The 23,862-nt window shown below is 54.9% G+C and carries 19 protein-coding genes and 1 rRNA gene; 8 read left to right on the top strand and 12 right to left on the bottom strand.

What is annotated here, in order from left to right:
* Positions 1–117: 117 nt before the first annotated feature.
* Positions 118–1,603: ribosomal RNA gene (locus ACFQ14_RS01560) — 16S ribosomal RNA — on the bottom strand.
* 813 nt (positions 1,604–2,416) lie between these two features.
* Here ACFQ14_RS01560 and ACFQ14_RS01555 point away from each other — a divergent pair.
* Positions 2,417–4,384: a M23 family metallopeptidase gene (locus ACFQ14_RS01555; protein WP_377210939.1), complete on the top strand. Its 1,968-nt coding sequence runs from the start codon at positions 2,417–2,419 to the stop codon at positions 4,382–4,384.
* Here ACFQ14_RS01555 and ACFQ14_RS01550 read toward each other — a convergent pair.
* Positions 4,381–5,919 (bottom strand): MFS transporter, encoded by a 1,539-nt coding sequence (locus tag ACFQ14_RS01550; RefSeq protein WP_377210938.1) that lies wholly within the window; start codon positions 5,917–5,919, stop codon positions 4,381–4,383. The two genes, ACFQ14_RS01555 and ACFQ14_RS01550, sit on opposite strands and share 4 nt — an antisense overlap.
* A 240-nt stretch (positions 5,920–6,159) precedes the next feature.
* Here ACFQ14_RS01550 and ACFQ14_RS01545 point away from each other — a divergent pair, with 240 nt between their 5' ends.
* Complete coding sequence (locus ACFQ14_RS01545; RefSeq protein WP_377210937.1) at positions 6,160–6,636, top strand: fasciclin domain-containing protein; 477 nt, start codon at positions 6,160–6,162, stop codon at positions 6,634–6,636.
* A gap of 96 nt (positions 6,637–6,732) precedes the next feature.
* On the opposite strand, the gene ACFQ14_RS01540 is transcribed toward ACFQ14_RS01545, so the two are convergent.
* From ACFQ14_RS01540 to ubiG, 5 genes are all read right to left on the bottom strand, one after another.
* Positions 6,733–8,121 carry a L,D-transpeptidase family protein gene (locus tag ACFQ14_RS01540; protein WP_377210936.1) on the bottom strand — a complete coding sequence of 463 codons (1,389 nt, stop codon included), beginning with the start codon at positions 8,119–8,121 and terminating at the stop codon, positions 6,733–6,735.
* A gap of 109 nt (positions 8,122–8,230) precedes the next feature.
* On the bottom strand, positions 8,231–10,849 hold the full coding sequence (gene clpB / locus ACFQ14_RS01535; protein WP_377210935.1) for an ATP-dependent chaperone ClpB: 2,619 nt from the start codon (positions 10,847–10,849) through the stop codon (positions 8,231–8,233).
* Positions 10,850–10,982: 133 nt separating this feature from the next.
* A complete protein-coding gene (locus ACFQ14_RS01530; protein ID WP_377210934.1) occupies positions 10,983–12,419 on the bottom strand; it encodes a DUF418 domain-containing protein in 1,437 nt (478 codons plus the stop codon).
* A 78-nt stretch (positions 12,420–12,497) separates the two neighbouring features.
* Positions 12,498–12,752 carry a DUF1344 domain-containing protein gene (locus tag ACFQ14_RS01525; RefSeq protein ID WP_377210933.1) on the bottom strand — a complete coding sequence of 85 codons (255 nt, stop codon included), beginning with the start codon at positions 12,750–12,752 and terminating at the stop codon, positions 12,498–12,500.
* 149 nt (positions 12,753–12,901) lie between these two features.
* Positions 12,902–13,669 (bottom strand): bifunctional 2-polyprenyl-6-hydroxyphenol methylase/3-demethylubiquinol 3-O-methyltransferase UbiG, encoded by a 768-nt coding sequence (gene ubiG / locus ACFQ14_RS01520; RefSeq protein WP_377210932.1) that lies wholly within the window; start codon positions 13,667–13,669, stop codon positions 12,902–12,904.
* Positions 13,670–13,777: 108 nt separating this feature from the next.
* Here ubiG and ACFQ14_RS01515 point away from each other — a divergent pair, with 108 nt between their 5' ends.
* The 3 genes from ACFQ14_RS01515 to ACFQ14_RS01505 all read left to right on the top strand — a co-directional run bounded on the left by ACFQ14_RS01515 (position 13,778) and on the right by ACFQ14_RS01505 (position 17,026).
* On the top strand, positions 13,778–14,863 hold the full coding sequence (locus ACFQ14_RS01515; RefSeq protein WP_377210931.1) for a pyridoxal-phosphate dependent enzyme: 1,086 nt from the start codon (positions 13,778–13,780) through the stop codon (positions 14,861–14,863).
* 5 nt (positions 14,864–14,868) lie between these two features.
* Positions 14,869–16,002, top strand: coding sequence for a M24 family metallopeptidase (locus ACFQ14_RS01510; protein ID WP_377210930.1), 1,134 nt, complete (start codon positions 14,869–14,871; stop codon positions 16,000–16,002).
* Positions 16,003–16,282: 280 nt separating this feature from the next.
* Positions 16,283–17,026, top strand: coding sequence for a DUF3800 domain-containing protein (locus ACFQ14_RS01505; RefSeq protein ID WP_377210929.1), 744 nt, complete (start codon positions 16,283–16,285; stop codon positions 17,024–17,026).
* Positions 17,027–17,148: 122 nt separating this feature from the next.
* Here the strand turns inward: ACFQ14_RS01505 and cobT are convergent, their stop codons facing one another.
* The 3 genes from cobT to ACFQ14_RS01490 all read right to left on the bottom strand — a co-directional run bounded on the left by cobT (position 17,149) and on the right by ACFQ14_RS01490 (position 20,777).
* The gene (cobT, locus tag ACFQ14_RS01500) at positions 17,149–19,068 is read right to left on the bottom strand and encodes a cobaltochelatase subunit CobT (protein WP_377210928.1); all 1,920 of its coding nucleotides are present in this window, start codon (positions 19,066–19,068) and stop codon (positions 17,149–17,151) included.
* A gap of 11 nt (positions 19,069–19,079) precedes the next feature.
* Complete coding sequence (gene cobS, locus ACFQ14_RS01495) at positions 19,080–20,054, bottom strand: cobaltochelatase subunit CobS (RefSeq protein ID WP_377210927.1); 975 nt, start codon at positions 20,052–20,054, stop codon at positions 19,080–19,082.
* A gap of 102 nt (positions 20,055–20,156) precedes the next feature.
* A complete protein-coding gene (locus ACFQ14_RS01490; RefSeq protein WP_377210926.1) occupies positions 20,157–20,777 on the bottom strand; it encodes a J domain-containing protein in 621 nt (206 codons plus the stop codon).
* Positions 20,778–20,910: 133 nt separating this feature from the next.
* Between ACFQ14_RS01490 and ACFQ14_RS01485 the strand changes: the two genes are divergently transcribed.
* Together ACFQ14_RS01485 and ACFQ14_RS01480 are read left to right on the top strand one after the other, a co-directional pair.
* Entirely contained in the window at positions 20,911–21,210 is a 300-nt protein-coding gene (locus ACFQ14_RS01485) for a BolA family protein (protein WP_377210925.1), read from the top strand.
* The gene (locus ACFQ14_RS01480; protein WP_377210924.1) at positions 21,211–21,582 is read left to right on the top strand and encodes a GFA family protein; all 372 of its coding nucleotides are present in this window, start codon (positions 21,211–21,213) and stop codon (positions 21,580–21,582) included.
* Here the strand turns inward: ACFQ14_RS01480 and ACFQ14_RS01475 are convergent.
* Together ACFQ14_RS01475 and rpmB are read right to left on the bottom strand one after the other, a co-directional pair.
* Positions 21,579–22,256, bottom strand: a complete 678-nt coding sequence (locus tag ACFQ14_RS01475; RefSeq protein WP_377210923.1) for a queuosine precursor transporter — start codon at positions 22,254–22,256, stop codon at positions 21,579–21,581. The genes ACFQ14_RS01480 and ACFQ14_RS01475 overlap by 4 nt on opposite strands.
* A 152-nt stretch (positions 22,257–22,408) precedes the next feature.
* On the bottom strand, positions 22,409–22,702 hold the full coding sequence (gene rpmB, locus ACFQ14_RS01470; RefSeq protein WP_377210922.1) for a 50S ribosomal protein L28: 294 nt from the start codon (positions 22,700–22,702) through the stop codon (positions 22,409–22,411).
* A 329-nt stretch (positions 22,703–23,031) separates the two neighbouring features.
* Here rpmB and ACFQ14_RS01465 point away from each other — a divergent pair, with 329 nt between their 5' ends.
* On the top strand, positions 23,032–23,844 hold the full coding sequence (locus tag ACFQ14_RS01465; protein WP_377210921.1) for a DUF3108 domain-containing protein: 813 nt from the start codon (positions 23,032–23,034) through the stop codon (positions 23,842–23,844).
* Positions 23,845–23,862: the final 18 nt, after the last annotated feature.

Below are 23,862 nucleotides of genomic sequence, written 5' to 3'. Positions count from 1 at the left end.
AACGAAGGCGGCGGTTCCGCAATTTTGGAAATCCATGACTTAGGATTTCCTATGTTCTATGAAATTCCAATAGCTGCCTGCCGATAAATCGACATTTGGCTGAAGGAGTATCCTTAGAAAGGAGGTGATCCAGCCCCAGGTTCCCCTAGGGCTACCTTGTTACGACTTCACCCCAGTCGCTGACCCTACCGTGGTCGCCTGCCTCCTTGCGGTTAGCGCAGCGCCTTCGGGTAGAACCAACTCCCATGGTGTGACGGGCGGTGTGTACAAGGCCCGGGAACGTATTCACCGTGGCATGCTGATCCACGATTACTAGCGATTCCAACTTCATGCTCTCGAGTTGCAGAGAACAATCCGAACTGAGATGGTTTTTGGAGATTAGCTCGACCTTGCGATCTCGCTGCCCACTGTCACCACCATTGTAGCACGTGTGTAGCCCAGCCCGTAAGGGCCATGAGGACTTGACGTCATCCCCACCTTCCTCCGGCTTATCACCGGCAGTCCCTCTAGAGTGCCCAACTAAATGCTGGCAACTAAAGGCGAGGGTTGCGCTCGTTGCGGGACTTAACCCAACATCTCACGACACGAGCTGACGACAGCCATGCAGCACCTGTATCCGATCCAGCCTAACTGAAGGAATCCATCTCTGGAAACCGCGATCGGTATGTCAAGGGCTGGTAAGGTTCTGCGCGTTGCTTCGAATTAAACCACATGCTCCACCGCTTGTGCGGGCCCCCGTCAATTCCTTTGAGTTTTAATCTTGCGACCGTACTCCCCAGGCGGGAAGCTTAATGCGTTAGCTGCGCCACCAAAATGTATACATTCTGACAGCTAGCTTCCATCGTTTACGGTGTGGACTACCAGGGTATCTAATCCTGTTTGCTCCCCACACTTTCGCACCTCAGCGTCAGTATCGAGCCAGTGAGCCGCCTTCGCCACTGGTGTTCCTCCGAATATCTACGAATTTCACCTCTACACTCGGAATTCCACTCACCTCTCTCGAACTCTAGACTGATAGTTTTAGAGGCAGTTCCTGGGTTGAGCCCAGGGATTTCACCCCTAACTTTCCAATCCGCCTACGTGCGCTTTACGCCCAGTTATTCCGAACAACGCTAGCCCCCTTCGTATTACCGCGGCTGCTGGCACGAAGTTAGCCGGGGCTTCTTCTACGGTTACCGTCATTATCTTCACCGTTGAAAGTGCTTTACAACCCTAGGGCCTTCATCACACACGCGGCATGGCTGGATCAGGCTTGCGCCCATTGTCCAATATTCCCCACTGCTGCCTCCCGTAGGAGTCTGGGCCGTGTCTCAGTCCCAGTGTGGCTGATCATCCTCTCAGACCAGCTATTGATCGTCGCCTTGGTGAGCCATTACCTCACCAACTAGCTAATCAAACGCGGGCTCATCTATCTCCGATAAATCTTTCCCCCGGAGGGCGTATACGGTATTAGCACCGATTTCTCGATGTTGTTCCGTAGAGATAGGTAGATTCCCACGTGTTACTCACCCGTCTGCCACTCCCTCCGAAGAGGGCGTTCGACTTGCATGTGTTAGGCCTGCCGCCAGCGTTCGTTCTGAGCCAGGATCAAACTCTCAAGTTTGATATTTGAGATTTTGTTCCGGCTATAATTCAACTACCGCGAACCATAAATGGCACTCAATGCAGTAGCTGGGTCACGCTTCCGATCTTGCGATCAGAATTTGCGATGATCCGGGAAGGATCATCACGAATTGACGAGAACATTTAACACACCTGAAATTCACCGAAGTGAACTTCTGGTATTTGTAACATTCTCGAAAAACGTGTCCGCCGAAGTCTCGTTTCGGACCATAAGGAAATGGTCCAGCAGAACTCCGCCGCCCACGTTTCTCTTTCTTCATATTCAATTTTCAAAGAACCAAAACCCGACAGGTTTTGTGATCGGTCACACCTAAGCGCTTACCAATCTGGGGTAGGTTTTCGCCGAAGCGACGCCTTTCCGGGGTGACCAAGTCAGCAGCATGTGTGCGCTCAAGGCGCTGTCTGCTTCGTCGGTGAGCGCTATATAGGTTAAACCGCTTGAAACTGTCAACACGCTCAATTCGCTTTTTCAAACTTTTTTCGAAAAAATTCGAAAGCAAATACGAAAGTCGCTCAAAACAAGGCATTTACCCCGCTTACTCGCCTGCAGGCATACCAAAATATGGTCCACAACACCAATCCAGGGATATGATTGCCGATCGTGCTGTGGACAAATTGTCGATCCTCGCATGCTATATCCTTCACCGCCCCACTTTAGCACCAAATATCCTGCACATGCGTCTCACTTGAACATATGTGCAGCCTACGCTTAAACAGGCGGACAGCCGTTTTGGTGCTGCTTTGCTCCTGGGCGGCGACATCAAAACACATCCAACGGGAGCCGCCAAAATTCATGGCACTGCATCGTAAGTCTCAAACCAACGTTCAGCGCGTGATCGACAATCTTGGCAACGACAAACCACTCGTCAGTGACAATGGTCGTCGCCCGCCAGATCGCCGCCGTGTATCGCTGCGTTGGTTAAGCGGAACCGTGCTCACTGGTGTGACATCCGTACTTCTTATGGGCGGTGCTTTATATGTGGCCTTCGATGGCAGACAACAAATGTCTGTACCAGCCAATATCATGCAAGGTATTTTGGCCAACTCCACTGCATCGAATGTGGTGAAGGGGGACCGCCTTATTTCCGTGGTTGCGCTTGAGCCTGCCCGTGAGCGGGTTTTGCAAGTCTCAACCGTCACGAAAGTCGGCAATAAAAACGTCATCCGCAAAAAGCCGTTTACCTATGCATCTGCGCCATTGGCAATCGTACCTGCAAAAAAAGTAGACTATCCGGCCTTTGACGCATTGGCCGTCTTTTCCACAAGCGGCGAAAAGGAACGGATCGCCGCCAGTGATGTGATCTACTCCGCAAACGTCGAGGGCGAGGTAACGATTGAAACGGCTCCCTTCCCTATTAAAACGGCAACTTACGAGACCGCAGCAGAAATCTCCGCGTTCGAAGCGGAACTCGCGGTCGCAAGAATCGCAGACACATTAACCGACGGCGATATCCAGACCGCAGCGATGCCCTACCTGAACCCAACCCGCTTTGCGCTAGACCCCAACGCTGTCATCGAAACCCCCGATCTGGTGGCAAAAGTAACGGCGGAGAATGTAACCGTCACCACTCCTTCTGACGATGAAACATCGCAAAAGGCCTATTCGGAAGAAGTGATCGTACTTTCTCAACCTCAGAGTCTCACAGCAGCCCTTGGTTCCTTTGATGCCGACGGCGATTCTACCAGCCGGATGGCTGCAGAACTTGCCGAACAACTGAAAACCAAAGAGCTCGCCGCCGGAACCCGCCTGCGTGTTGTTTGGGAACGCCCGTCGCCGGAAGCCCGGATCGAATTGCGCCGCGTATCGGCATATCGGTCGGGCAAGCACCTTGGCTCTGTCGCAATGACGGATGATAGAGAAGTTTCCGTTGCCCTGGAGCCGGCACCCATTCCAGCGATTGAAAGTAATGGCGATGACGAACGTGTTATTGCAACGGTCGCCCGCGCCAATCTGCCAAACGTGTACAACGGCATTTATCGTGCGGCACTCTCCCAAGGACTTTCCAAAGAACACGCAAAACGTATCGTCAACACGGTCGCTTTTGACGTGGATTTTCGCTCAACGATAGGACCGAAAGACGAACTGGAAGTCTTTTACTCTGTGGAAGAAGATGACGAACTCGCCAGTGCCCAATCCGAGATTGTTTACATTGGCTTGACCATCCAAGGCGTTAAGCGCCGCTACTATCGTTTTCGCGCAGGCGACGATGATAGCGTTGATTATTATGACGAGACAGGAAAGAGCGCCAAACAGTTCCTGCTTCGCAATCCGGTCCCTACGGGCAAGTTCCGCTCAAAATTCGGTCCACGCCGCCACCCAATCTCACGCCGCGTGAAAATGCACTGGGGCGTCGATTTCTCGGCCCCCACCGGCACGCCCATTCTAGCTGCTGGCAATGGTGTGGTGGAAAAAGCCGGATGGTCTTCAGGCTACGGAAAACAAACGATCATCCGCCATGCCAACGGTTACAAAACCTCCTACAACCACCAACACCGCTGGGGCAAAGGCATCAAAGCCGGCGCACGTGTGCGCCAGGGTCAGATTATCGGGCAGGTTGGCTCAACAGGATATTCCACCGGCCCTCACTTGCATTACGAAGTCATCGTGAACGGCAACAAGGTCAATCCGATGAAAATCCGCTTGCCCAGCGGCAGAACACTGAAAGGCGCCCAGTTGGCAGCCTTCGAACGTGAACGCAACCGCATCGATAGTTTGATCGAAAAGAGCCGCGAGCCGGACACCACCGTCGCATCGCTCTAATTCAAAGCATCAGCCGCCTGATTTTTTGCCACGGGCGCGATTGTAAACCACGCAACCACTACGCCAACGAAACTTAAGACCGACAGAGTCGCACACAGCGTTGCAACAGCAGCATTCATGCCCAAAGTTTGCGCAGTCTGGGTCGATATCTGATACAGCCCGCCCGTCAGGCGCTCGCCAAAACCCGCCTGCGCGACCATGGCAGCAATATCCGCTGGCAACCCGCTCTCCATGACCGATGCCACATAGACCGCCGCAACCAAAATTCCCAAAGCTGCAACGCCGATCAAGCCAGACATGCGCGCCACCATATTGTTGATGCCTGATGCTACCCCGGATTTATCGTCAGGCACTGCGGAAAGCACCGCGACCGCCACCGTTGAACCTGCCAGCCCCAAAGATATGCCGATTAGAAATTGTGATGGCAGAACACCATACCAATAGTCCTGCACCCAGACGGCTCTGCTCATGCTGGCATATCCAATGACCGAGAAAATACCGCCGGCGATCAAAAATGGTCGCGGTCCGAGCTTATCAACATATCGCCCGACAATCGGAGAGAGCGTTGCGATCACCGCCGAGAAAGGTAGAAACATAAGCCCCGCGTAGAACTCACTCATCTGCCAGCCCACCACGACAGTCATCGGCAGATAGAAAAACAGCGTGCCAAGGCCCATCCAGACCAAAAACGTGAAAACATTACCGCCCCAAAAGGTGCGTTCAGTAAATAGAGCCAAATCAATCATCGCATGCGGTGTGCGCCATTCCCAAAGCAATGCGAAAACCAAAAGAACCAAGCCAGTACCAAAAATCACCAACGAGCCCAAACCGCCTCCAGCCTCGCCATATAACGTCAAGCCACCAGCAATTGCACCGAGAGACAGCGTAACCAATACCGCGCCCATCAAATCCAGCCTCTTGCGCTCTCGTGGCGCATCGTTGGGCACCTGCCACCACAACAGTGCCAAAGCCAATCCGCCCAGGGGCAAGTTGATTGCGAAGATAAAGCGCCAGATTTCCCCATCAGCTTGAGACAACAGCAAGCCACCAAGCAATGGTCCCATAGACGTGGTGATTGAAGAGGCTGCCACCCAAATACCCAAAGCCTTACCCCGTTCTTCACGGGGAAAATTACGGGCAATAATAGACATAGACCCCGGCACCATAATCGCAGCACCCATGCCTTGCAGCATTCGAAAAACGATCAGCGATTCTGGCGACCAGGCCACCGCGCATAATTGTGAAGCGGCAATGAACAACCCAATCCCGAATCCAAACGTTCTGCGGATGCCAAAACGGTCGCCCGCAGCACCCCCAACCAGAATGAATGCGGCGAGAAACAAAATATAAGCGTTGTGGACCCATTGGGCTTGCGCAAAACTGGCATCCAGACTTTGACGAATTTGCGGGATGGCAATTGAGACAATCGATCCGTCGATAAAACCAAGCGCGCTCGCCAAGATCGCGGTGATCAACACATATTTCCGTTTGTCCGGCGCACAATGGTGAGCGCTTGTCTGGGGTATGTCAGTCAAAAAAATCGGCCTAAGAATTGCTTGCTCAAGACCGTCACGCCAAGACCGATCAATTGTCAACCAAACGGAAGCGCGACCACACGAGATCAACGCACATTTGGTTTCACCGATACCGCAACAGACCTCAAAATTTTTATATCAGGGTGCGACGAGAAGTCATGAAACTTGCCCCAATCTGAACTCGTTCTTCTTGTGAATGCAGAAGCGTTCAACCAAACAAGCTCCCAAGAGGAAACGAACATGAACATCTTTACAAAGACACTTGCATCCGCCGCCATTCTCGCTGCTGCAGTAATGCCAGCCAGCGCCGCCGATATCGTCGATACAGCAGCTGGCAACAGCGACTTCTCCACACTGGTCGCCGCTGTAAAAGCTGCTGGCTTGGTAGATACGCTGAAAGGCGAAGGTCCGTTCACTGTATTTGCACCAACCAACGCTGCCTTTGAAGCCCTGCCAGCAGGCACGGTTGAGGATTTGCTGAAGCCAGAAAACAAGGACAAACTCACGGCAATCCTCACCTACCACGTTGTCGCTGGCAAAGTGATGTCAACAGACCTCACAGACGACATGATGGCGAAAACTGTCCAAGGCCAAGAAGTCAAAATTGACCTCGACAACGGCCCGATGGTCCAAGACGCGAAGATCGTTACAGCCGACATTGAAACAGACAACGGTGTGATCCACGTCATCGACAAAGTGATCCTTCCAAAAGAATAAGCGGTCTTATCCCCGCTTTGAATGCGAAAGCCCGGTTCGAAAGAACCGGGCTTTTTCTTTGCTGGGATCAATTTGTTATAAAAGGGCCAATCGAAGCTACTCTACAAACTCCACCGTCACGCCTTCGCGCACCAACCCTGCCAACTCCCTTGCGTCCCAATTGGTCAATCTGATGCAACCATACGAATTGGTCTTACCAATTTTATCGGGATTTGGTGTGCCGTGAATTCCGTAAGTCGGTTTGGATAAAGCAATCCAGACCGACCCCACAGGACCGTTTGGACCAGGCGGAATGGTGAGCACCTTATCATTATCACCCTGCTTAAAATTCTTTTGCGGGTTGTAGGTGTAATTGGGATCAAGAGCGATGCGAGAAATCTCGACCTTGCCGGACGGTGAAGGCGTGGCTGCACTGCCGATTGTGGCGGGATATGCAGCAACCAGCCCACCGTTGCGATCATAGGCCCGCACTTGTTCTTTCGCTTTGTCAGCCAAGATATAGTGCACTTTCCGCTTTACATATGATCCCGTATCCACCACCCGAATGGTCGTGCCAGCAGAATTGAAATCTGCACCGGGGTTCAGTCGTCGCAGATACGCTTCACTCATATGAAAGCGCTCCGCCAATTTCTCCAGAGGCGATGTGAAAGCCATGCTCTCCATCCGCGCTTTCTCGCCATAGTCGATGGGAATGGATGCTACAAAGGGGCCAGCCACATCGGCGCGGGTGATCCTATAGGTCTTGAACCCGTCGCCAGATTTCTTGATCATCGCTTCCAGCACCAAGGGGTTTGTGAGATCAGCATTCGACCCCTTCGCCTCCTGCCAGGCCCGCAGAGCTTTCACCATGTTCTCACCCCACGCGCCATCGATCACACCGGGTGAAAAGCCCTCCCGATCTAGGAATATCTGTAACTTCGCAACGCTGGCTTTAGAAATATCCGGCTTGGTGAAATACCAATCAGGGCGCGAAGGTCTAGCCCGCTCCAGTTGCGGCGCAACATCAGACGGCTCCGGCAGCCGTGCCAAGCGATCACCATCGTCACGCGGCTCAGCCAACGGCGCGCGCTCTACGCGGTCATCGAATGGCTCAGGTTCCCTGTTACGCTGCGCACGTTGGCGGTCTTCGTATTCATCAAGATAGAAGCCGCCCGGTTGGCGCGGACGATCATCAAACGTTTCGTCTTCGAAGTTGCGATCGTCATCCCAACCCAACACACGGTCCAACTCGCGCCGCAACTTTGCGCGGCGACGTTCGCGGCGTTCCTCGCGCTCCAACTGCCGCATACGCCGCTGCTCTCGCATGAAGGCTCTGGTTTGGCTCCTTGGAATAACGCGCAAGACCTCGCCCGTGTAAGGATCAACCAGAACACGGCGGCCATAATCATCAATGAAAATATCATAATCCTGCGCCAATGCAGGAGCGCCTAGAAGCGCGAGGCCGATTGCGCTGGCAAACAGAGAACGTTTGAAATGTTTGTTCATACCGATCCTCCACCGAAACAAGCCTGAGAGTAAGACTTCTAACATGAACCGGACATGAAGATGGCGGCGGCTCGTCGTATCGTTAAGATGAGCCGCCAGCCCTGTCAGATCAGGCCGCTTCTTTCGGTACAGATTTTAGCTTCGAGCCTTTAACGTGGAACTGAAGCCGCTTGGTGCCGGACGTAACCTTGACGATTGCGCCATCTGCGATGTCACCAGCCAGAATTTGCTCCGCAAGCGGGTCTTGCAACTCGCTTTGGATAACCCGCTTCAGCGGACGCGCTCCGTAGGCCGGATCGTATCCTTTGTCAGCCAGCCATTCCATCGCATCATCGTCCAACTCGATGACGATCTTGCGATCCTCCAACAACTTCTCAAGCCGTGCCAGTTGGATTTTGACGATGGCTTTCATGTTCGACTTCTTCAGCCTGTGGAACAGGATCGTCTCGTCCACACGGTTGAGGAATTCAGGTCTGAACGATGCGCGCATCATGTCCATCACAGGCTCACGCACCTTATCAACATCCTCATCTTCTTTCAGATTGACGAGGAAATCCGCGCCGATGTTCGACGTCATGATGATCAGCGTGTTGCGGAAATCGACCGTGCGACCCTGTCCGTCGGTCAAGCGCCCATCATCAAGCACCTGCAACAGCACGTTGAAGACATCCGGATGAGCCTTCTCGATCTCGTCGAACAGCACGACTTGATACGGCCTGCGGCGAACGCTTTCTGTCAGTACACCACCTTCGTCATAGCCGACATAACCGGGAGGCGCACCGATCAAACGAGCGACCGAATGTTTCTCCATGAATTCCGACATATCCAGCCGCACCATGGCGCTGTCGTCATCGAATAGATAATCGGCCAGCGTCTTGGTCAGCTCCGTCTTTCCCACACCCGTGGGCCCGAGGAAGATGAACGAACCAAGCGGACGGTTCGGGTCTTGCAACCCGGCCCGCGAACGCCGCACGGCGCGGGAAACGGCAGCAACAGCCTCTCCCTGCCCCACAACGCGCTCGCCCAGAACGTCTTCCATCTTGAGCAGTTTCTCGCGCTCACCTTCGAGCATTTTGTCAACGGGAATGCCCGTCCAGCGGGAGACAATGTGAGCGATGTGATCGGGCGTGACCGCCTCTTCCACCATCGCCTTGGCATCATTGTCTTCCTCGCCCTCGGCTTCCTCGATCTGCTTTAGCAGATTGGGGATAACGCCGTAGGACAACTCACCCGCCTTCGCCAAGTCGCCATTACGCTGCGCGATTTCCAATTCGGAGCGCGCATGGTCCAATTGCTCCTTGAGGTCGCGGGTGCCGGACAGCTTGTCCTTCTCCGCCATCCAGCGGGCCGACAATTCCTGCGCCTTCTCTTCCAGATCGGACAGATCCTCTTCCAGCTTTTCAAGCCGGTCGGCAGAGGCCTTGTCGGTCTCCTTCTTCAGGGCCTCGCGCTCAATCTTTAACTGGATGATGCGGCGGTCTAATTCGTCCAACTCTTCAGGCTTGGAATCCACCTGCATCCGCAGTCGTGATCCGGCCTCGTCCATCAGATCGATAGCCTTGTCCGGCAAGAAACGGTCGGTGATGTAGCGGTTCGACAGCATCGCAGCCGACACCAGTGCGGAATCGGTGATGCGTACGCCGTGGTGAAGTTCGTACTTTTCCTTAATGCCGCGCAGAATCGAGATCGTGTCTTCCACCGTCGGTTCAGCGATAAACACAGGCTGGAAGCGCCGCGCCAAAGCAGCGTCCTTCTCCACATGCTTGCGGTATTCATCAAGCGTAGTCGCGCCAACGCAGTGCAGCTCGCCCCGCGCCAAGGCAGGTTTCAACAGGTTAGAGGCATCCATCGCGCCTTCGGATTTACCGGCACCGACCAGCGTGTGCATTTCGTCGATGAACAGGATGATGTTGCCGGCTGCATCCTGCACCTCGGTCAGCACAGCCTTTAGGCGTTCCTCAAATTCACCCCGGTATTTCGCGCCAGCGATCAGAGAGCCCATGTCGAGCGCCAGCAACTGCTTATCGCGCAAGCTTTCCGGCACATCGCCGTTGACGATGCGCAACGCAAGACCTTCGGCAATCGCGGTTTTACCCACGCCCGGCTCGCCGATCAAAACAGGGTTGTTCTTCGTGCGCCGCGACAAAACTTGAACGGCACGCCGAATTTCCTCGTCGCGCCCGATCACAGGGTCCAACTTGCCTTCACGGGCATCTTTGGTCAGATCGCGGGCGTATTTCTTCAGCGCATCATAGCCTTCTTCGGCGGACGCCGTGTCCGCCGTGCGGCCCTTGCGGATTTCCTCGATGGCATTGTTCAGCCCTTGGGCGGTAACGCCGGCATTCTTTAAGATCGCATGGGTGGGCGCATCTTTTTCCATCGCCATCGCGAGCAAAAAGCGTTCTACAGTGACGTAAGAATCGCCTGCTTTCTTGGCGACCTTGTCGGCCTGTTCAAAAACCTTGGCCAAAGCGGGTGTAAGATAGAGCTGACCTTGCGAGCCAGAGACTTTCGGCAGTTTCGCAATCGCAGCTTCGGTTGCCAAATGGGCCTTCTTGGCGTCGCCCCCAGCACGGTCGATGAGCGAAGCAGCCATGCCCTGCTCGTCATCGAGCAAAACCTTCAAGAGATGTTCTGGTGCAAATTGCTGGTGTCCGTCCGCCAGCGCTTTAGCTTGCGCCGACTGCACGAAACCGCGCATTCTTTCGGTGTAATTGTTCAAGTCCATGACATTTTCCTTTCCTCGTCCACCGCCCGAATTCGGCCCGGCAGACACGGTCAAAGATGTAGGCTCCCAAGAGCGGCAAGCCTGTTACTCTAAATATGTAGGAAGGAAATTCGCCCTTATAAGAGGCAAGTCTCTATTTTGCTAAAGCACCGGACGGCGCACTGGTCGGGGTTTTAAACTCAATGAGAAGTCGCAATATTTTCTCCAGTGGCCCCTGCTTGAAACGACTGAGCCAGAACGATGCCAACCAAATCTGAAAAAGGGTCAAAACAAGAAACAAGATACCGATCTCATAGTGCTCCAAAGCACCAAAAAGCCCGAGGCCGGAACCAAGGAACAGCCCGTTGCACATCACCGTTTGTAAAACGTAGAGGCTCAATGCCATGCGCCCACATTTGGAAAGGATACCATTAAACCAAGGCGCAATGCCGAAGCGTAAGATGAGCGCGAGACTGGCAAGATTGGCCAGCGCCAAGAGTAGGCGCCGATAGTCGTACCCGTAGCCATCCGCCAGCGCCGAAAGGTTTTGCAAAAGCCCGGCATCTTCCACATCCATCCGGCCCAAAAACCCGATGGTAAGACCAATCGCATATCCAATCACAGCAATCCGCAGATAGACAGCTGTGTGCAATTTCCCAGTCAGAAACCCATTTTTGAAGAGCGCGAACCCCAGCAGAAAGAACGTGCCGATATCGAGCAAATGATTGGTCGCCATTTCTTCGGTCTGTTGGGCCAATGACAATGGCGCAAAGGCGAAGAAGTTGGAAATATACCCCTGTTGCCTTTGCTCAATCTCATCGTTGATGCTTTTTGCAATCGCTTCAATTCCAGAAAGATCTTCCTGAGAAGGCGCAGCCAGGTCTTCCTGCACAGCGTCGCTTTGAACCGTGTTTTGCGCCATCACCGAGCCAGCATCAGCCATCTGAACGGTTAGCTGGAGGCCCGGTATAGGTGTCAGAAGCGAGCCATCAAATTCCTCCATCAGCGGTTCGGCATCACGCAATTGCTGAAGCTCTTCTTCACTCAATTCCTGTTCCAGCGTCTCGCTTGCTGCCGCGATTTCGCTTTGATTTTCCGCCGTCAGCACGCTTGAGGCGAAAACCATCACCGCGACCATCACCAATAGCGTTTTCACCGGTAAATTGCGGAACGGAAACAGCAAGAGGCCGATCACGCCATAAACAAACAGAATATCGTGCGGCCACAGCAAAACGTAGGAGTGGATGAGGCCAAAGACGATCAGCAAAAGCAAACGGCGGAAATAGCGGTCCAATTCACCGAAACCATCAGCAGCGCCCTGCGCGCGCATCAGCATCAAATACGCAGCGGCGCCGAAAAGGATCGAAATCATCCCTCGCATCACACCAGAAAACCAAATGACCGCAGTTTCCCAAACCAAAGTGTTTGCGAGATTATGCTCTCCCCAAACACCGGGAATAATCATTGCCTCAAACGGCAGAGCAAAAATGAAAATATTCAGGCCCAAAATGCCGAGAATGGCGAAGCCACGGGCCACATCCATCAGTTCAACACGGGAAACCGGCTGGCCGTGGTTTTGAGGGATAAGCATCGCCGTCGCTCCAAAACAAAAGCCGGCCCCGCGCCCGCATCTTGCTGCGCCGCGGAGCCGGTGGCTCATTGCGTGGCGCTATTCGACGATAGCCATTTCGTTCACGACGTTGTCCGTGCCATCGTTTTCGTAGTCGATCTCAACCTGAGTTCCGACTTCCAACGCTGTTAGGTCCATGTCTTCCGGCGCTTTATAGCTTTCACCGTTATCAAGAACGATCACGTTGGTTTCAGTATCGAGGGATTCGATCGTACCGCTCACCATTTCAGCGTGAGCAATTGTGGCTGCCAGCAGGGTGCCTGCAGCCGCGAGGGACACAATGAACTTGTGCATCTTCTGTTTTCTCCAAGAAGGTTAGAACAGACTGCCGCTTTCTCCACACTTCGTGCTCAGGCACTCGGTGCGATAGAACGACCTGTTCCGCGCTCGCAGATATTCCTCGAATTGTGGCTTGGCAATCGCAAAAATGCGTCTTGGAGAAACTATTTTTTCGGCGGGCGCGACGTCAGCATCATATAGTTGACGTCCATATCGCTACTCTTGTTCCAGCGATCCTGCAAAACATTGTAAAACACGCCAGTACGGTCGATGACCTCCATCCCAGCGGCGCGAACGGGCGCTTCGATTTCTTCCGGCTTCACCAGCTTGTCAAATTCATGCGTGCCCTTTGGCAACCAGCGCAAAACGTTCTCTGCCATGAAAATCGCCAGCGCCCGCGCCTTCAGGGTGCGGTTGATGGTGGCGACGAACATCAGACCGTTGGGTTTGACCATGTTACAGCAAGACGTCAGGAAGAAATCCACGTCCGAGACATGCTCCACCACTTCCATGTTCAGAACGACATCGAACTTCTCACCGGCGGCTTCCAGCGCTTCCGCTGTGGTGGCTCGGTAATCCACTTTCACGCCAGACTGCTCCGCATGGACCTTCGCAACCTCGATGTTGAATTCAGACGCATCCGCGCCAACGACATCGGCACCCATGCGTGCCATCGGTTCACACAACAAACCGCCGCCGCAACCAATATCCAAGACGCGAATGCCCTTTAGCGCATCATGGTCGCGTACATCGCGGCCAAACCGGGCGCAAACCTCTTCGCGAATGTATTCCAAACGGACAGGATTGAATTTATGGAGCGGCTTGAACTTTCCAGTCGGGTTCCACCACTCAGCGGCCATTGCCGAGAAACGATCAACCTCTGCCTGATCAATTGTGGTTTCTGGTGGCGTGTGCGCTCTTGCTTCGCTCATTGTCGGTTTCCCTATTTTCTTCTCGATATCTGAAAAGAACGGAGGCAAAAGGCAAGGGTTCGCTCATGCGGCATATCCTCTTACGCCTAAATGTTTGGAAAATACGCGATGCCAGCCACTTCCTCCGTCAAAATTCTCAAAAACCCGCTTCGTCACGTTGGTTTGCCGTCAATAGCGGGCTTGGCGCGAGGCGATGTTGAGACGGACGCTGCAGCCGCACGTGCCCTTTATGCGCACTGCCCTGCTGCGGCTGCCACACCGCTGATCCAGGCGGACGGCTTAGCCGCAGAATTGGGCGTCGCCCATCTGGCGCTGAAAGATGAACGCGAGCGCATGGGACTCGGCTCGTTCAAAGCACTTGGCGCAGCGTATGCAATCGCCAAGCAAGCCGCCGCCAAAGCAGATGCAGCAGACCCCATCGCTATGGCCAAAGCGCTGGAAGGCGAAACCTTCGTCTGCGCCAGCGCCGGAAACCATGGCCTTTCGCTGGCAGCCGGAGCGAAGCTGTTCGGTGCTCGCGCTGTCGTCTATCTGGCCGAAACTGTGCCGGAAGACTTTGCCAACCGCCTCCGCGCCAAAGGTGCAGATGTTGTGATCGAAGGCGCAGACTACCAAGCCTCAATGGAAGCGTCCAAAAAGGCTGCCGCTGAAAACGGCTGGCTTCTCCTCTCCGATGGTTCATGGCTCGGCTACAGCGACCCCGCCCGCGATGTGATGGAGGGCTATCTCATCATGGGGCACGAAGTTGCCGAGCAGATAAGCACGCCGCCCACGCATATCTTTCTCCAAGCCGGAGTTGGTGGCCTAGCCGCAGCCTGCGCCGCAGCTGCGCGCTCCCATTGGGGCGATGATGTCGTGCTGATCGTCGTAGAGCCGGAAGCGGCCCCGGCTTTGATCGAAAGCATCAAGGCTGGAACCAGCGTGGATACGTCCGGCCCGGTCTCCTCGATGGGCAGGCTCGATTGCAAGACGCCGTCCCACTTGGCGCTGAAATATCTCGCTAAGGAAGCCGACTTTTTCACCACCATTTCCGACGCCGATGTGGCGACCAGCCTCGCCCTATTTGCCGAGCACGGCATCACCACCTCCCCTTCCGGCGGCGCTGGCCTTGCCATGTTGCACCAAGCCAACAAATCCGCTTTCGGCATCGAAGGCACATCGCGCGTCCTGTGCTATATCTCCGAAGGAGCGTAAACGCGATGGATTATCCTACAGCCGAATACGAAGCCCGCCTCGCCCGCGCCCACAAAGCGATGGGCGAAGCTGGACTCGACGCACTGTTCCTGTGCAGCGAAGCGGAAATCCGCTGGTTTACCGGCTTCCGCACGCTCTTTTGGCAAAGCCCAACACGTCCGTGGTTTTGCATCGTGCCGATCGACAAAAAGCCGATCGCGGTCATTCCCGAAATCGGTACGCCACTGATGGCACAGACCTGGATTGACGACATCCGCACATGGTCTGCACCTGCCCAAAAGGACGATGGACTGTCAGCGCTGAAGCTCGCCATGGCGCCCTACATCAACATCGGCATGGCCATGGGGCATGAAACCAGCCTGCGCATGCCGCTTGCTGACTTCGAAAAACTGGGGCGAGATTTCGCCGACGCAACCAAGCTCATCCAACGCCTGCGCATGATAAAATCCGAAGCCGAAATCGCCACCCACCGCGAAATTTGCACCATCGCCAGCAACACATTTGCCCGCGTTGACGAACTCTTCCACATCGGCCAACCGCTGAGCGAAGCCTTTCGCACCTTCAAGATCGCGCTGCTACAAGCGGGAGCCGAAGACGTGCCCTATCTGGTCGGCGGCGCGGGTGCGCTGGGCTATGACGACGTCATCTCTCCCCCCTCCGATACGCCTTTGCAGAAAGGTGATGTGCTGATGTTGGACACCGGCGCCACTCTGCGCGGCGCGTTCTGCGATTTCGACCGCAACTTCGCCTTTGGCCACGCCGCTGAAGCCGTCAAAGCCACCCACCGAACGCTCTGGCAGGCGACAGAAGCAGGCTTAGCCGCAGCAAGACCGGGCGCAACGTGCTACGACCTGTTCGAAGCCATGCACGAAGTGATTGCGGAAGCGAGCGATACGCCCGCATCCTCCGGCGGAGTAGGCCGCTACGGCCACGGGCTAGGAATGCAACTCACCGAGCAGCCCTCAATAATCGACTGGGACCAAACCGTACTGGAAGAAGGCATGGTGATGACGCTCGAACCTTCAATGCCCGTCCCCGGCGGCGGCATGCTGGTGCACGAAGAAAACATCGTTATTCGGGATGGAAAGCCGGAATTGCTGAGTGTGCGGGAGATTGGGGAATTGAGGGTGATTGGATAGTTGGGTGGGACGGCAGCAGTGCGGACCTTGCAGTCGTTCGAGGGCATTACTCAAACGTCTAATTTTGAACGCGATCAATATCTTGCGCTTTTATTTAGCTTACATTTGTAAAATTGAATTTGTTTGGTGGGTTGATAGTTGAAGCTTATTGAGCACTTGTTCGCAAAATGCTTGACTTTGAGTGGCCCAACCCTCAAATTGGTACTGAGGCGCAAGCTTGTATTGCCCTCTTTCCGAGACCCACGCGTAAGCGTGGGTTTTCGTGTTTATGGGGAAGTGTGTGACCTACGTAGTGTATTTGGATGAATTTGGTCACATTGGGCCATACATCAGCCGAACAGATCCACGCCATAATGATAGCCCAGTCTTCGGCTTGGCTGGCTTTGCCCTACCAATAGACCAAGTGCGAGGATTCGGTACATGGTTCTTCCAACGCAAACAGGATCTACTTGCGTTTGAGATAAATAGGTCAGATCAACATCCAGCAGTCTGGGAAAAGAAAGGGGCGAGCCTCTACACAATAAATAATGTTACGAAGTATGAGGAACTCCGTAGGTTCACGTTCAGGCTATTTAACAAGATTGATGCGCTAGGTGGTTTTCTGTTCCATGTCGGCGGCACAAAACCTCATTCACCGGAAGAGCATAACGCAAACCACCTTTACCGCATTGTATTGAGAGAGGCGATCAAACGTATTAACCAGCACTGTGAAGAAGATTGTGAACAATATGAAAATTTCATTTTGATACTTGATGAGCACGATCAGCGAGATGCATTGATTACTGAGGCTGCCATAGCCATGTATAATTCTGCTGAACCGCGGCGTTGCTTAATTGAGCCACCATACCAAGTTGAAAGTCACCGCTATCAAACGATGCAGGCTGCTGATTGGATTGCAGGACTTGTCGGACGCTTTGGTGCGGTCTGGAAAGCTCCTGTAGAGTACCCCGAAAACGAAATATTTCGGACATACTTCGAAGATCGGTTCAATCAAAAGTCTGTTCGCAGTGGTATTCGTGGCTAGCCCCACCCCGTAAGCAAAACTTCTGCTGCAATTGCAAAATCAGCCGTTCGTTCGGATAGAAGTGTCAGTCACTTTGGGCTCAAAGCAGACCAACTCCTCAGCACCGCGCAGCCCCAAATCCCCTACCCCACAATCCCCGAAGCCCGTTGCCGCTTGGGGCGGCGGACGCGGCGGGTTGTGGTTTGCTCGGCGAACAATTCGGCCAGCTGGTCGGTCATGGCACCCGCTAGTTCCTCAGCGTCCACAATGGTGACAGCGCGCTGATAATAACGCGTCACGTCATGGCCGATGCCGATGGCGAGCAATTCGACGGGTGAGCGCTCCTCAATTTCTTCAATCACAAACCGCAAATGGCGTTCCAGATAATTACCGGGGTTCACCGAAAGCGTGGAATCGTCCACAGGCGCACCGTCGGAAATCATCATCAAAATCTTGCGCTGTTCGGGCCGCGCCAACAGCCGCTGGTGCGCCCAGTCGAGCGCTTCGCCGTCGATATTCTCTTTCAACAATCCCTCGCGCATCATCAGGCCAAGATTGCGCCGCGCACGACGCCAAGGCGCATCCGCGCTCTTATAGATTATGTGGCGCAGGTCGTTGAGTCGGCCCGGATTGGCAGGCTTGCCCGCCTTAAGCCAAGCTTCGCGCGATTGCCCGCCCTTCCAAGCTTTCGTGGTGAAGCCCAAAATCTCGACCTTCACGCCGCAACGTTCCAGCGTGCGGGCCAGAATATCGGCGCAGGTAGCCGCGACCGTGATCGGCCGTCCGCGCATGGAGCCTGAATTGTCGAGCAGCAGCGTCACCACCGTATCGCGGAACTCCGTATCGCGCTCCATCTTGAACGACAGTGGCGCGGTGCGGTCCGTCACGATGCGGGTCAGCCGCGCAGAGTCGAGATAACCCTCTTCTAGGTCAAAGTCCCAACCGCGGTTTTGCTGCGCCATCAGGCGGCGCTGCAATCGGTTTGCCAAACGCCCCACGACGCCTTGCAGATGCGCCAATTGCTTGTCGAGGAAAGCCCGAAGGCGCTCCAACTCGGCCTCATCGCAAAGCTCTTCCGCCGCAATCGTCTCATCATCAGCGGTTGAGAAAATCTTGTAGTCGGAAATCGGTGGCAGGTTTGAAAACGGCGGGTCGGGACGCGGCGCTTCGCCCGGCGTCTCGGCGTCCTCGCCGTCATCATCGTCCATCATGTCTTCGCCGGACGTGTCAGACGATTCCATCTCGCCCGTTTCCTGCTCGTCGCCGGTCGCTTCCTGCTCTTCGGGCGAAGCCTCGTCGGAGCCGGTCGTTTCTTCGTTTTCGCGTTCGAGATCTTCCTCGGCGTCCGCCTGTTGTTCTTCTTCCGATTCTTGCTCTTCGTCGTTGGTCTGCGGGTCCTCACCCAACTCGTCGGCCATTTCCAGATCGGCGATCAGATCGCGCGCGGCTTTGGCAAATGCCTCCTGGTCGTCCAGCGCGGAATCGAGATTGTCGAAATTGTCGCCAGCCCGCTCCTCAATCCAGTCGCGCCAGATATCGAGCACAGCTTCGGCAGATTTTGGCGCAGCCCGCCCTGTGATTTTCTCCCGCACGAGAAGCGCAACCGCTTCTTCCAGCGGCGCATCGGAACGATCCACAACGTCAGCGAGGTTGGCGCGGTGAAAGCGATCTTCCAGCATGTCATCAAGGTTCGACGCCATGCCCTCCATTGCTTTTGAGCCGATAGCTTCCACCCGCGCCTGCTCAACTGCATTGAAAACAGCCCGCGCATTTTCGCCCATGGGAACGTGCTTGGCGTGGATAGCGCTGTCGTGCTTGGCACGGCGCAGAGCCATGGAATCGGACAGGCCACGTGTGACAGATATTTCCCGTGCCGTTGGCTTGGAAGAAGGATCCGGCAAGCGCACACGCTGGCCCGTCATGCCCGGCTTGTCCTTGCCAAACGTGATTTCCAGCTCTGCATCCTGAGCAATCGCCCGCATGCAGCCCGCAACGGAAGTCTTCAGCGGTTCCACATCCGCGATGGAGTTCTTATTGCCAGAATTATCGCCGATGCGGGACATGGTTTTCCAGCCTAACTCAACGCCACATTCACGGCGCTTTCCTTCAACTCTTCGCCAAACGCACGCTGGTAGAATTCTGCCACCAAGGGCCGTTCCAGCTCATCGCATTTGTTCAAGAAGGTCAGGCGGAAGGCGAAAGAGATGTCGCCGAAAATAACCGAGTTCTCGGCCCATGTGAGAACGGTCCGCGGGCTCATCACGGTGGAAAGATCGCCGTTGATGAACGCGGCGCGGGTCATGTCAGCAACCCGCACCATCTTGTTGATGTTATCGCGCCCTTCGGCGTTTGCCCATTCGGACGTTTTAGCGGCAACGATATCGACCTCGTGGTCGTGCGGCAGATAGTTGAGCTGCGTAACGATCGACCAGCGGTCCATCTGGCCTTGGTTGATCTGCTGCGTGCCGTGATAGAGGCCGGACGTATCGCCAAGGCCCACCGTGTTGGTCGTCGCAAACAAGCGGAAGGCCGGGTGCGGTTCGATCACGCGGTTCTGGTCAAGCAGGGTCAGGCGACCGGCGACTTCCAGCACACGCTGGATAACGAACATCACGTCCGGGCGGCCAGCGTCGTATTCATCGAACACCAGCGCCACATTGTTTTGCAGCGCCCACGGCAGGATACCGTCCTGGAATTTCGTAATCTGCTGGCCGTCTTCCAGCACAATCGCGTCTTTGCCGACAAGGTCGATACGGGAAATGTGGCTGTCGAGGTTCACGCGAACCGTCGGCCAGTTCAGCCGTGCGCCGACCTGTTCAATATGCGTGGATTTACCCGTGCCGTGATAGCCCGTCACCATCACACGGCGGTTGTTGGCGTAGCCGGCCAAAATCGCGAGTGTTGTTGTGCGGTCGAACAGATAGTCCGGGTCGAGCGCTGGCACGTGCTCGCTCTTCTCGCTGTAGGCGGGAACTTCCCAGTCGGAATCAATGCCGAAAACCTCACGGACCGAAACCATTCGGTCCGGCAAATTGGCGTGCTCTGTCATGATGATCGTGCTTCTTTATTCGCGCGGGCCGGTCGGCCCAAATGGATGTGTTGGAAATCGGTTTAACGAAAGGCTGCTTTCAATACAAACGGCTTGAAAGCCTCACGCAATCCCCGACGATTTGAGTTGTTTATAAGCTGCCAGAATGACCTGCAGCCGCTGCTCGGAAGAGCGGTCGCCGCCGTTGGCGTCGGGGTGGTTCTGCTTCACCAGCAGCTTGTATTTGCGGGTGACTTCTTCCTTGCTTGCCGATTCCGGCAGGCCAAGGTCGCGCATGGCTTTTGCGTCAAGCCGCTTTAGTTTGCGTGGGCCGGTCGTGCCGGTGGGAATGCGCTTGCCGTCGGGCGTATAGCGAGTGCGCACGTTCTTGTGCCATGTCGGTTTGGCGCGCAAAGTTGATTCGTCCACCTGCTCCCCCACGCGCCGTGTGCTCATCGGCTTGGTCGGGCGGTTCCCGGTGAGGCTCTCTTTTTGGAACTTGGCGATCTGCTCGTCAGAAAGACCGGAGAAATAGTTGAAATTCTTGTTGTAGAGACGAACGTGCTCCAGACAAAAATTGATGTAGTGCCCTTCGCGGTTGCGGCCCATCGGTGCTTTATGGGCACCGGGCTTGTCGCACCCTTCCCAAGCGCACTCATTGGCGGCTTTTTCTTCTTCCTCACGCTTCTTCGCCCCGCGCGGTTTGATGCGTATTTTGTCGAAAATATCGGAATTGGAAGCCATGGGCTGAACAGATGACCTTTACGGATTGCATCCCGGTTGCAGGATGCCCAAATTGGTGTCTTGAAGGGGCGATCATGTTTAGACCACCAACGGCCAAAAGACCAGACCGCAGCCCTCGACATAAGGAGCATTAATGACGCAGCAAGATGCCACCGCGCCAACCAAAGGCCCACTCGTTCTGCAAATGGAGCGCAAGCTAACGGAAGCCTTCGCGCCCACGTCGCTGGAAGTGATCAACGAAAGCCATCTCCATGCGGGCCACCAGCCCGGATTTAACGGCCAAGGCGAGAGCCATCTACGGATTCGAATCGTGGCCGATGCCTTCAACGGCCAAAACCGCGTCGCCACACATCGGGCGATTAATGCACTGATGAAAGAAGAATTCGACGCCGGCCTGCACGCGCTGGCCATCGACGCTAAAGGCACAGCTTAAATGGTACAGGGCGGCTGCGTTTGCGGAGCCGTCCGCTTCACAGCCGACGGCAAGCCCGATCGCGTCGGCCTGTGCCATTGCCTCGATTGCCGAAAACACCACGGCGCGGTTTTCCATGCGTCTGCCGTTTTTGCGCAAGACTTGGTAACAATCGAAGGCAAAACCCATCATCACGAGCAGCGTCACTTCTGCCCGACATGCGGATCATCGGTTTTTTCACGATCGGGCAAAGAGATCGAAATTCATCTTGGCGCTCTTGATGCGCCAGACCAATTCAAGCCCACCTACGAACTGTGGACCATCCGACGTGAATCGTGGCTCAGCCCCTTGCCCGGGGCGCTACAATTCGAGCGCAATAGACCCGAAGACTAGGCTACGGCGGGGCGACGCGCGATGACCCCGTATGGGATGAGCAGCGCCAAACCAACCAGCACCTTCACACCGAAATCACCCACGGCCCAGGAAATCCAGCGCGGTGCTTCGATTGCAAACAGGCCGAGGAACGGTGCGGCTTCCGTCGCAAACTCATCGCCAGCGCCCAAGAAAGCAAAGCTGGTGGCGAAGGCGAGCGAAAAGAACAGAACCGTATCCAGCACTGAACCGACGAAGGTGGAGAACAACGGCGCTTTCCACCACTGGCCGCCGCGCAGGCGGTCAAACACAAACACGTCCAACAATTGCGCAATCAGAAAAGCGGTGCCCGATGCAATCGCGATGCGCAGCAGACGTCCGCTTGTCATTTCAAAGGGAAACAGACCCAGCGAGAACAGCAGCGGCGGAATGGTCGCTGAGCAGATCACAGCAAGCACAAAGCCAAACCCGACAACAATGCGTGCCTTGGAGGGGCCAAAGCGGCGATTGGTCAGATCGTTGACGAGAAACGCGATCGGATAGGTGAAAGCGCCATAGGTCAGCAGGTCAGCAAGATTGTAGGAGCCAATCATCGCCTGCACAGGAAACTGCACAAGCACATTGGAGACAACGACCACGAAGGCCATGGCGGCGATAAATGCAACGAGAGTAGAACGGGAAACGGCTGCGGTCATGGCGCAAAGTCCTTTGCTGTTGGGGTTCGGTTAGGCATTTGCGAAGCCGGTGAGGCGAAAACGCAAATGAGGTCTGTCCAACAAAAAAGGCAGCAATTGCCGCCTTCTCTATGTCTTGTATGGGTCAGGCCAGCATCTGGCCCGAAACCACATTAAGCAGCCTGTTCAGCGGCTTTCTTTTGAACCTGACGGCGCAGAATTTTCGCTTTTGGCGAAAGATCGTCTTCTTTTGCTTTGATCAGGAACGCGTCCAAACCGCCGCGATGCTCAACCGTGCGAAGAGCAGCAGCTGCAACGCGAAGGCGGATGCGCTGGCCCAGCGATTCCGAAAGCAACGTCACATTGACGAGGTTCGGGAGGAAACGGCGGCGCGTCCGGTTGTTAGCGTGGGACACATTGTTACCGGTCATAACGGCTTTGCCGGTCAGTTCACATTTGCGGGACATGATGGTCGTCCTTCGGTTATCGTCTATCAAAAGCACGTGGTCCTGAAAGCCGTTCATGCGTCATTCATATGGCACATGCAATTTTCACGACGATCCTCCAACGCCTCGAGAAAGGCTTTGAACGGCCATCGCGGCCAACAGTTTCGCCAGTGCGGGAAATTGTGGCGCTGTCCTAGGCGCGAAGAGCCATTTCGTCAAGGGCTGACGCGCAATCACAAATGTGACGCAGGCGCAAAAATTGGCACCTTCCTAGTTTCGCCCTATTGCTTGGCGATGTGAATACGGACAACGGCGTGTGTTGCAAACCACAAAAGGCAGAAAGTCCTCCCATGAAACTGATGAAACAAAGGCCAAAACGCTCCGCAGCATCATTGCTCACGGCAGTTCTGGTATCGTCACCCATTATTGCAAATGCAGCGGATGCGAACCTTTCCAGCACGTTTTCAGTCTATTTCAAGGGCATTCCCGTTGCCACAATGAAGAACAAGATCGTAATCAACGGCACGCGCTATAAAATCGACGGCTCTGCACGGACGAACAAGGCGATGGCTATCATTGCGAGTTCCAAGGGCTCAATGAGCGCGAGCGGCAAGATATCAGGCACCAAAGTAATTCCCTCCAGCCAAAATGCATCGTTTCGACGCGGCAAAAAGAAGGGGGAAACGCAGCTTACATTCGCCGGTGCCAATGTCGTGAAAATTGCCTACAGCCCAAAGATCAAAATCAAGCCGGACACGATACCGCTGAAAGACAGCCACTCTAAAAACGTACTGGACCCCGTCAGCGCTCTGATATTCCCCGTGGCAGACGGCGGCAAAACCAACGGCAAAGAGGTCTGCAACCGCAGTGTGCCTGTATTTGACGGGAAAGTGCGCATGAACCTGGAATTCAGCTACAAGGGCGAAGGCACAGACCGCCCTGCTGGATACAATGGACCAGTTTACCGATGCGCAGTAAAATACGTACCTGTCGCTGGCCATCGCAAGTCCAACAAGGGCACTAATTTCCTCAAGACGCGAAAAGACATTGAAGTCCAGATGGGCCGCGTCGGTTCTACCGATGTCTTCAGCCTCGTCGGCTTCAAGGTGCCAACACGCTTCGGCATGATAGAGGGCAACGCCACTAAACTCGCCCTACGCTAAGCGCTTGGTGTTCATCTT

The sequence above is a fragment of the Pseudahrensia aquimaris genome (genome assembly GCF_042676045.1).
GTDB classification, from domain to species: Bacteria; Pseudomonadota; Alphaproteobacteria; order Rhizobiales; family Rhizobiaceae; genus Pseudahrensia; species Pseudahrensia aquimaris.
This window is presented reverse-complemented; position numbering and strand designations above follow the sequence as displayed.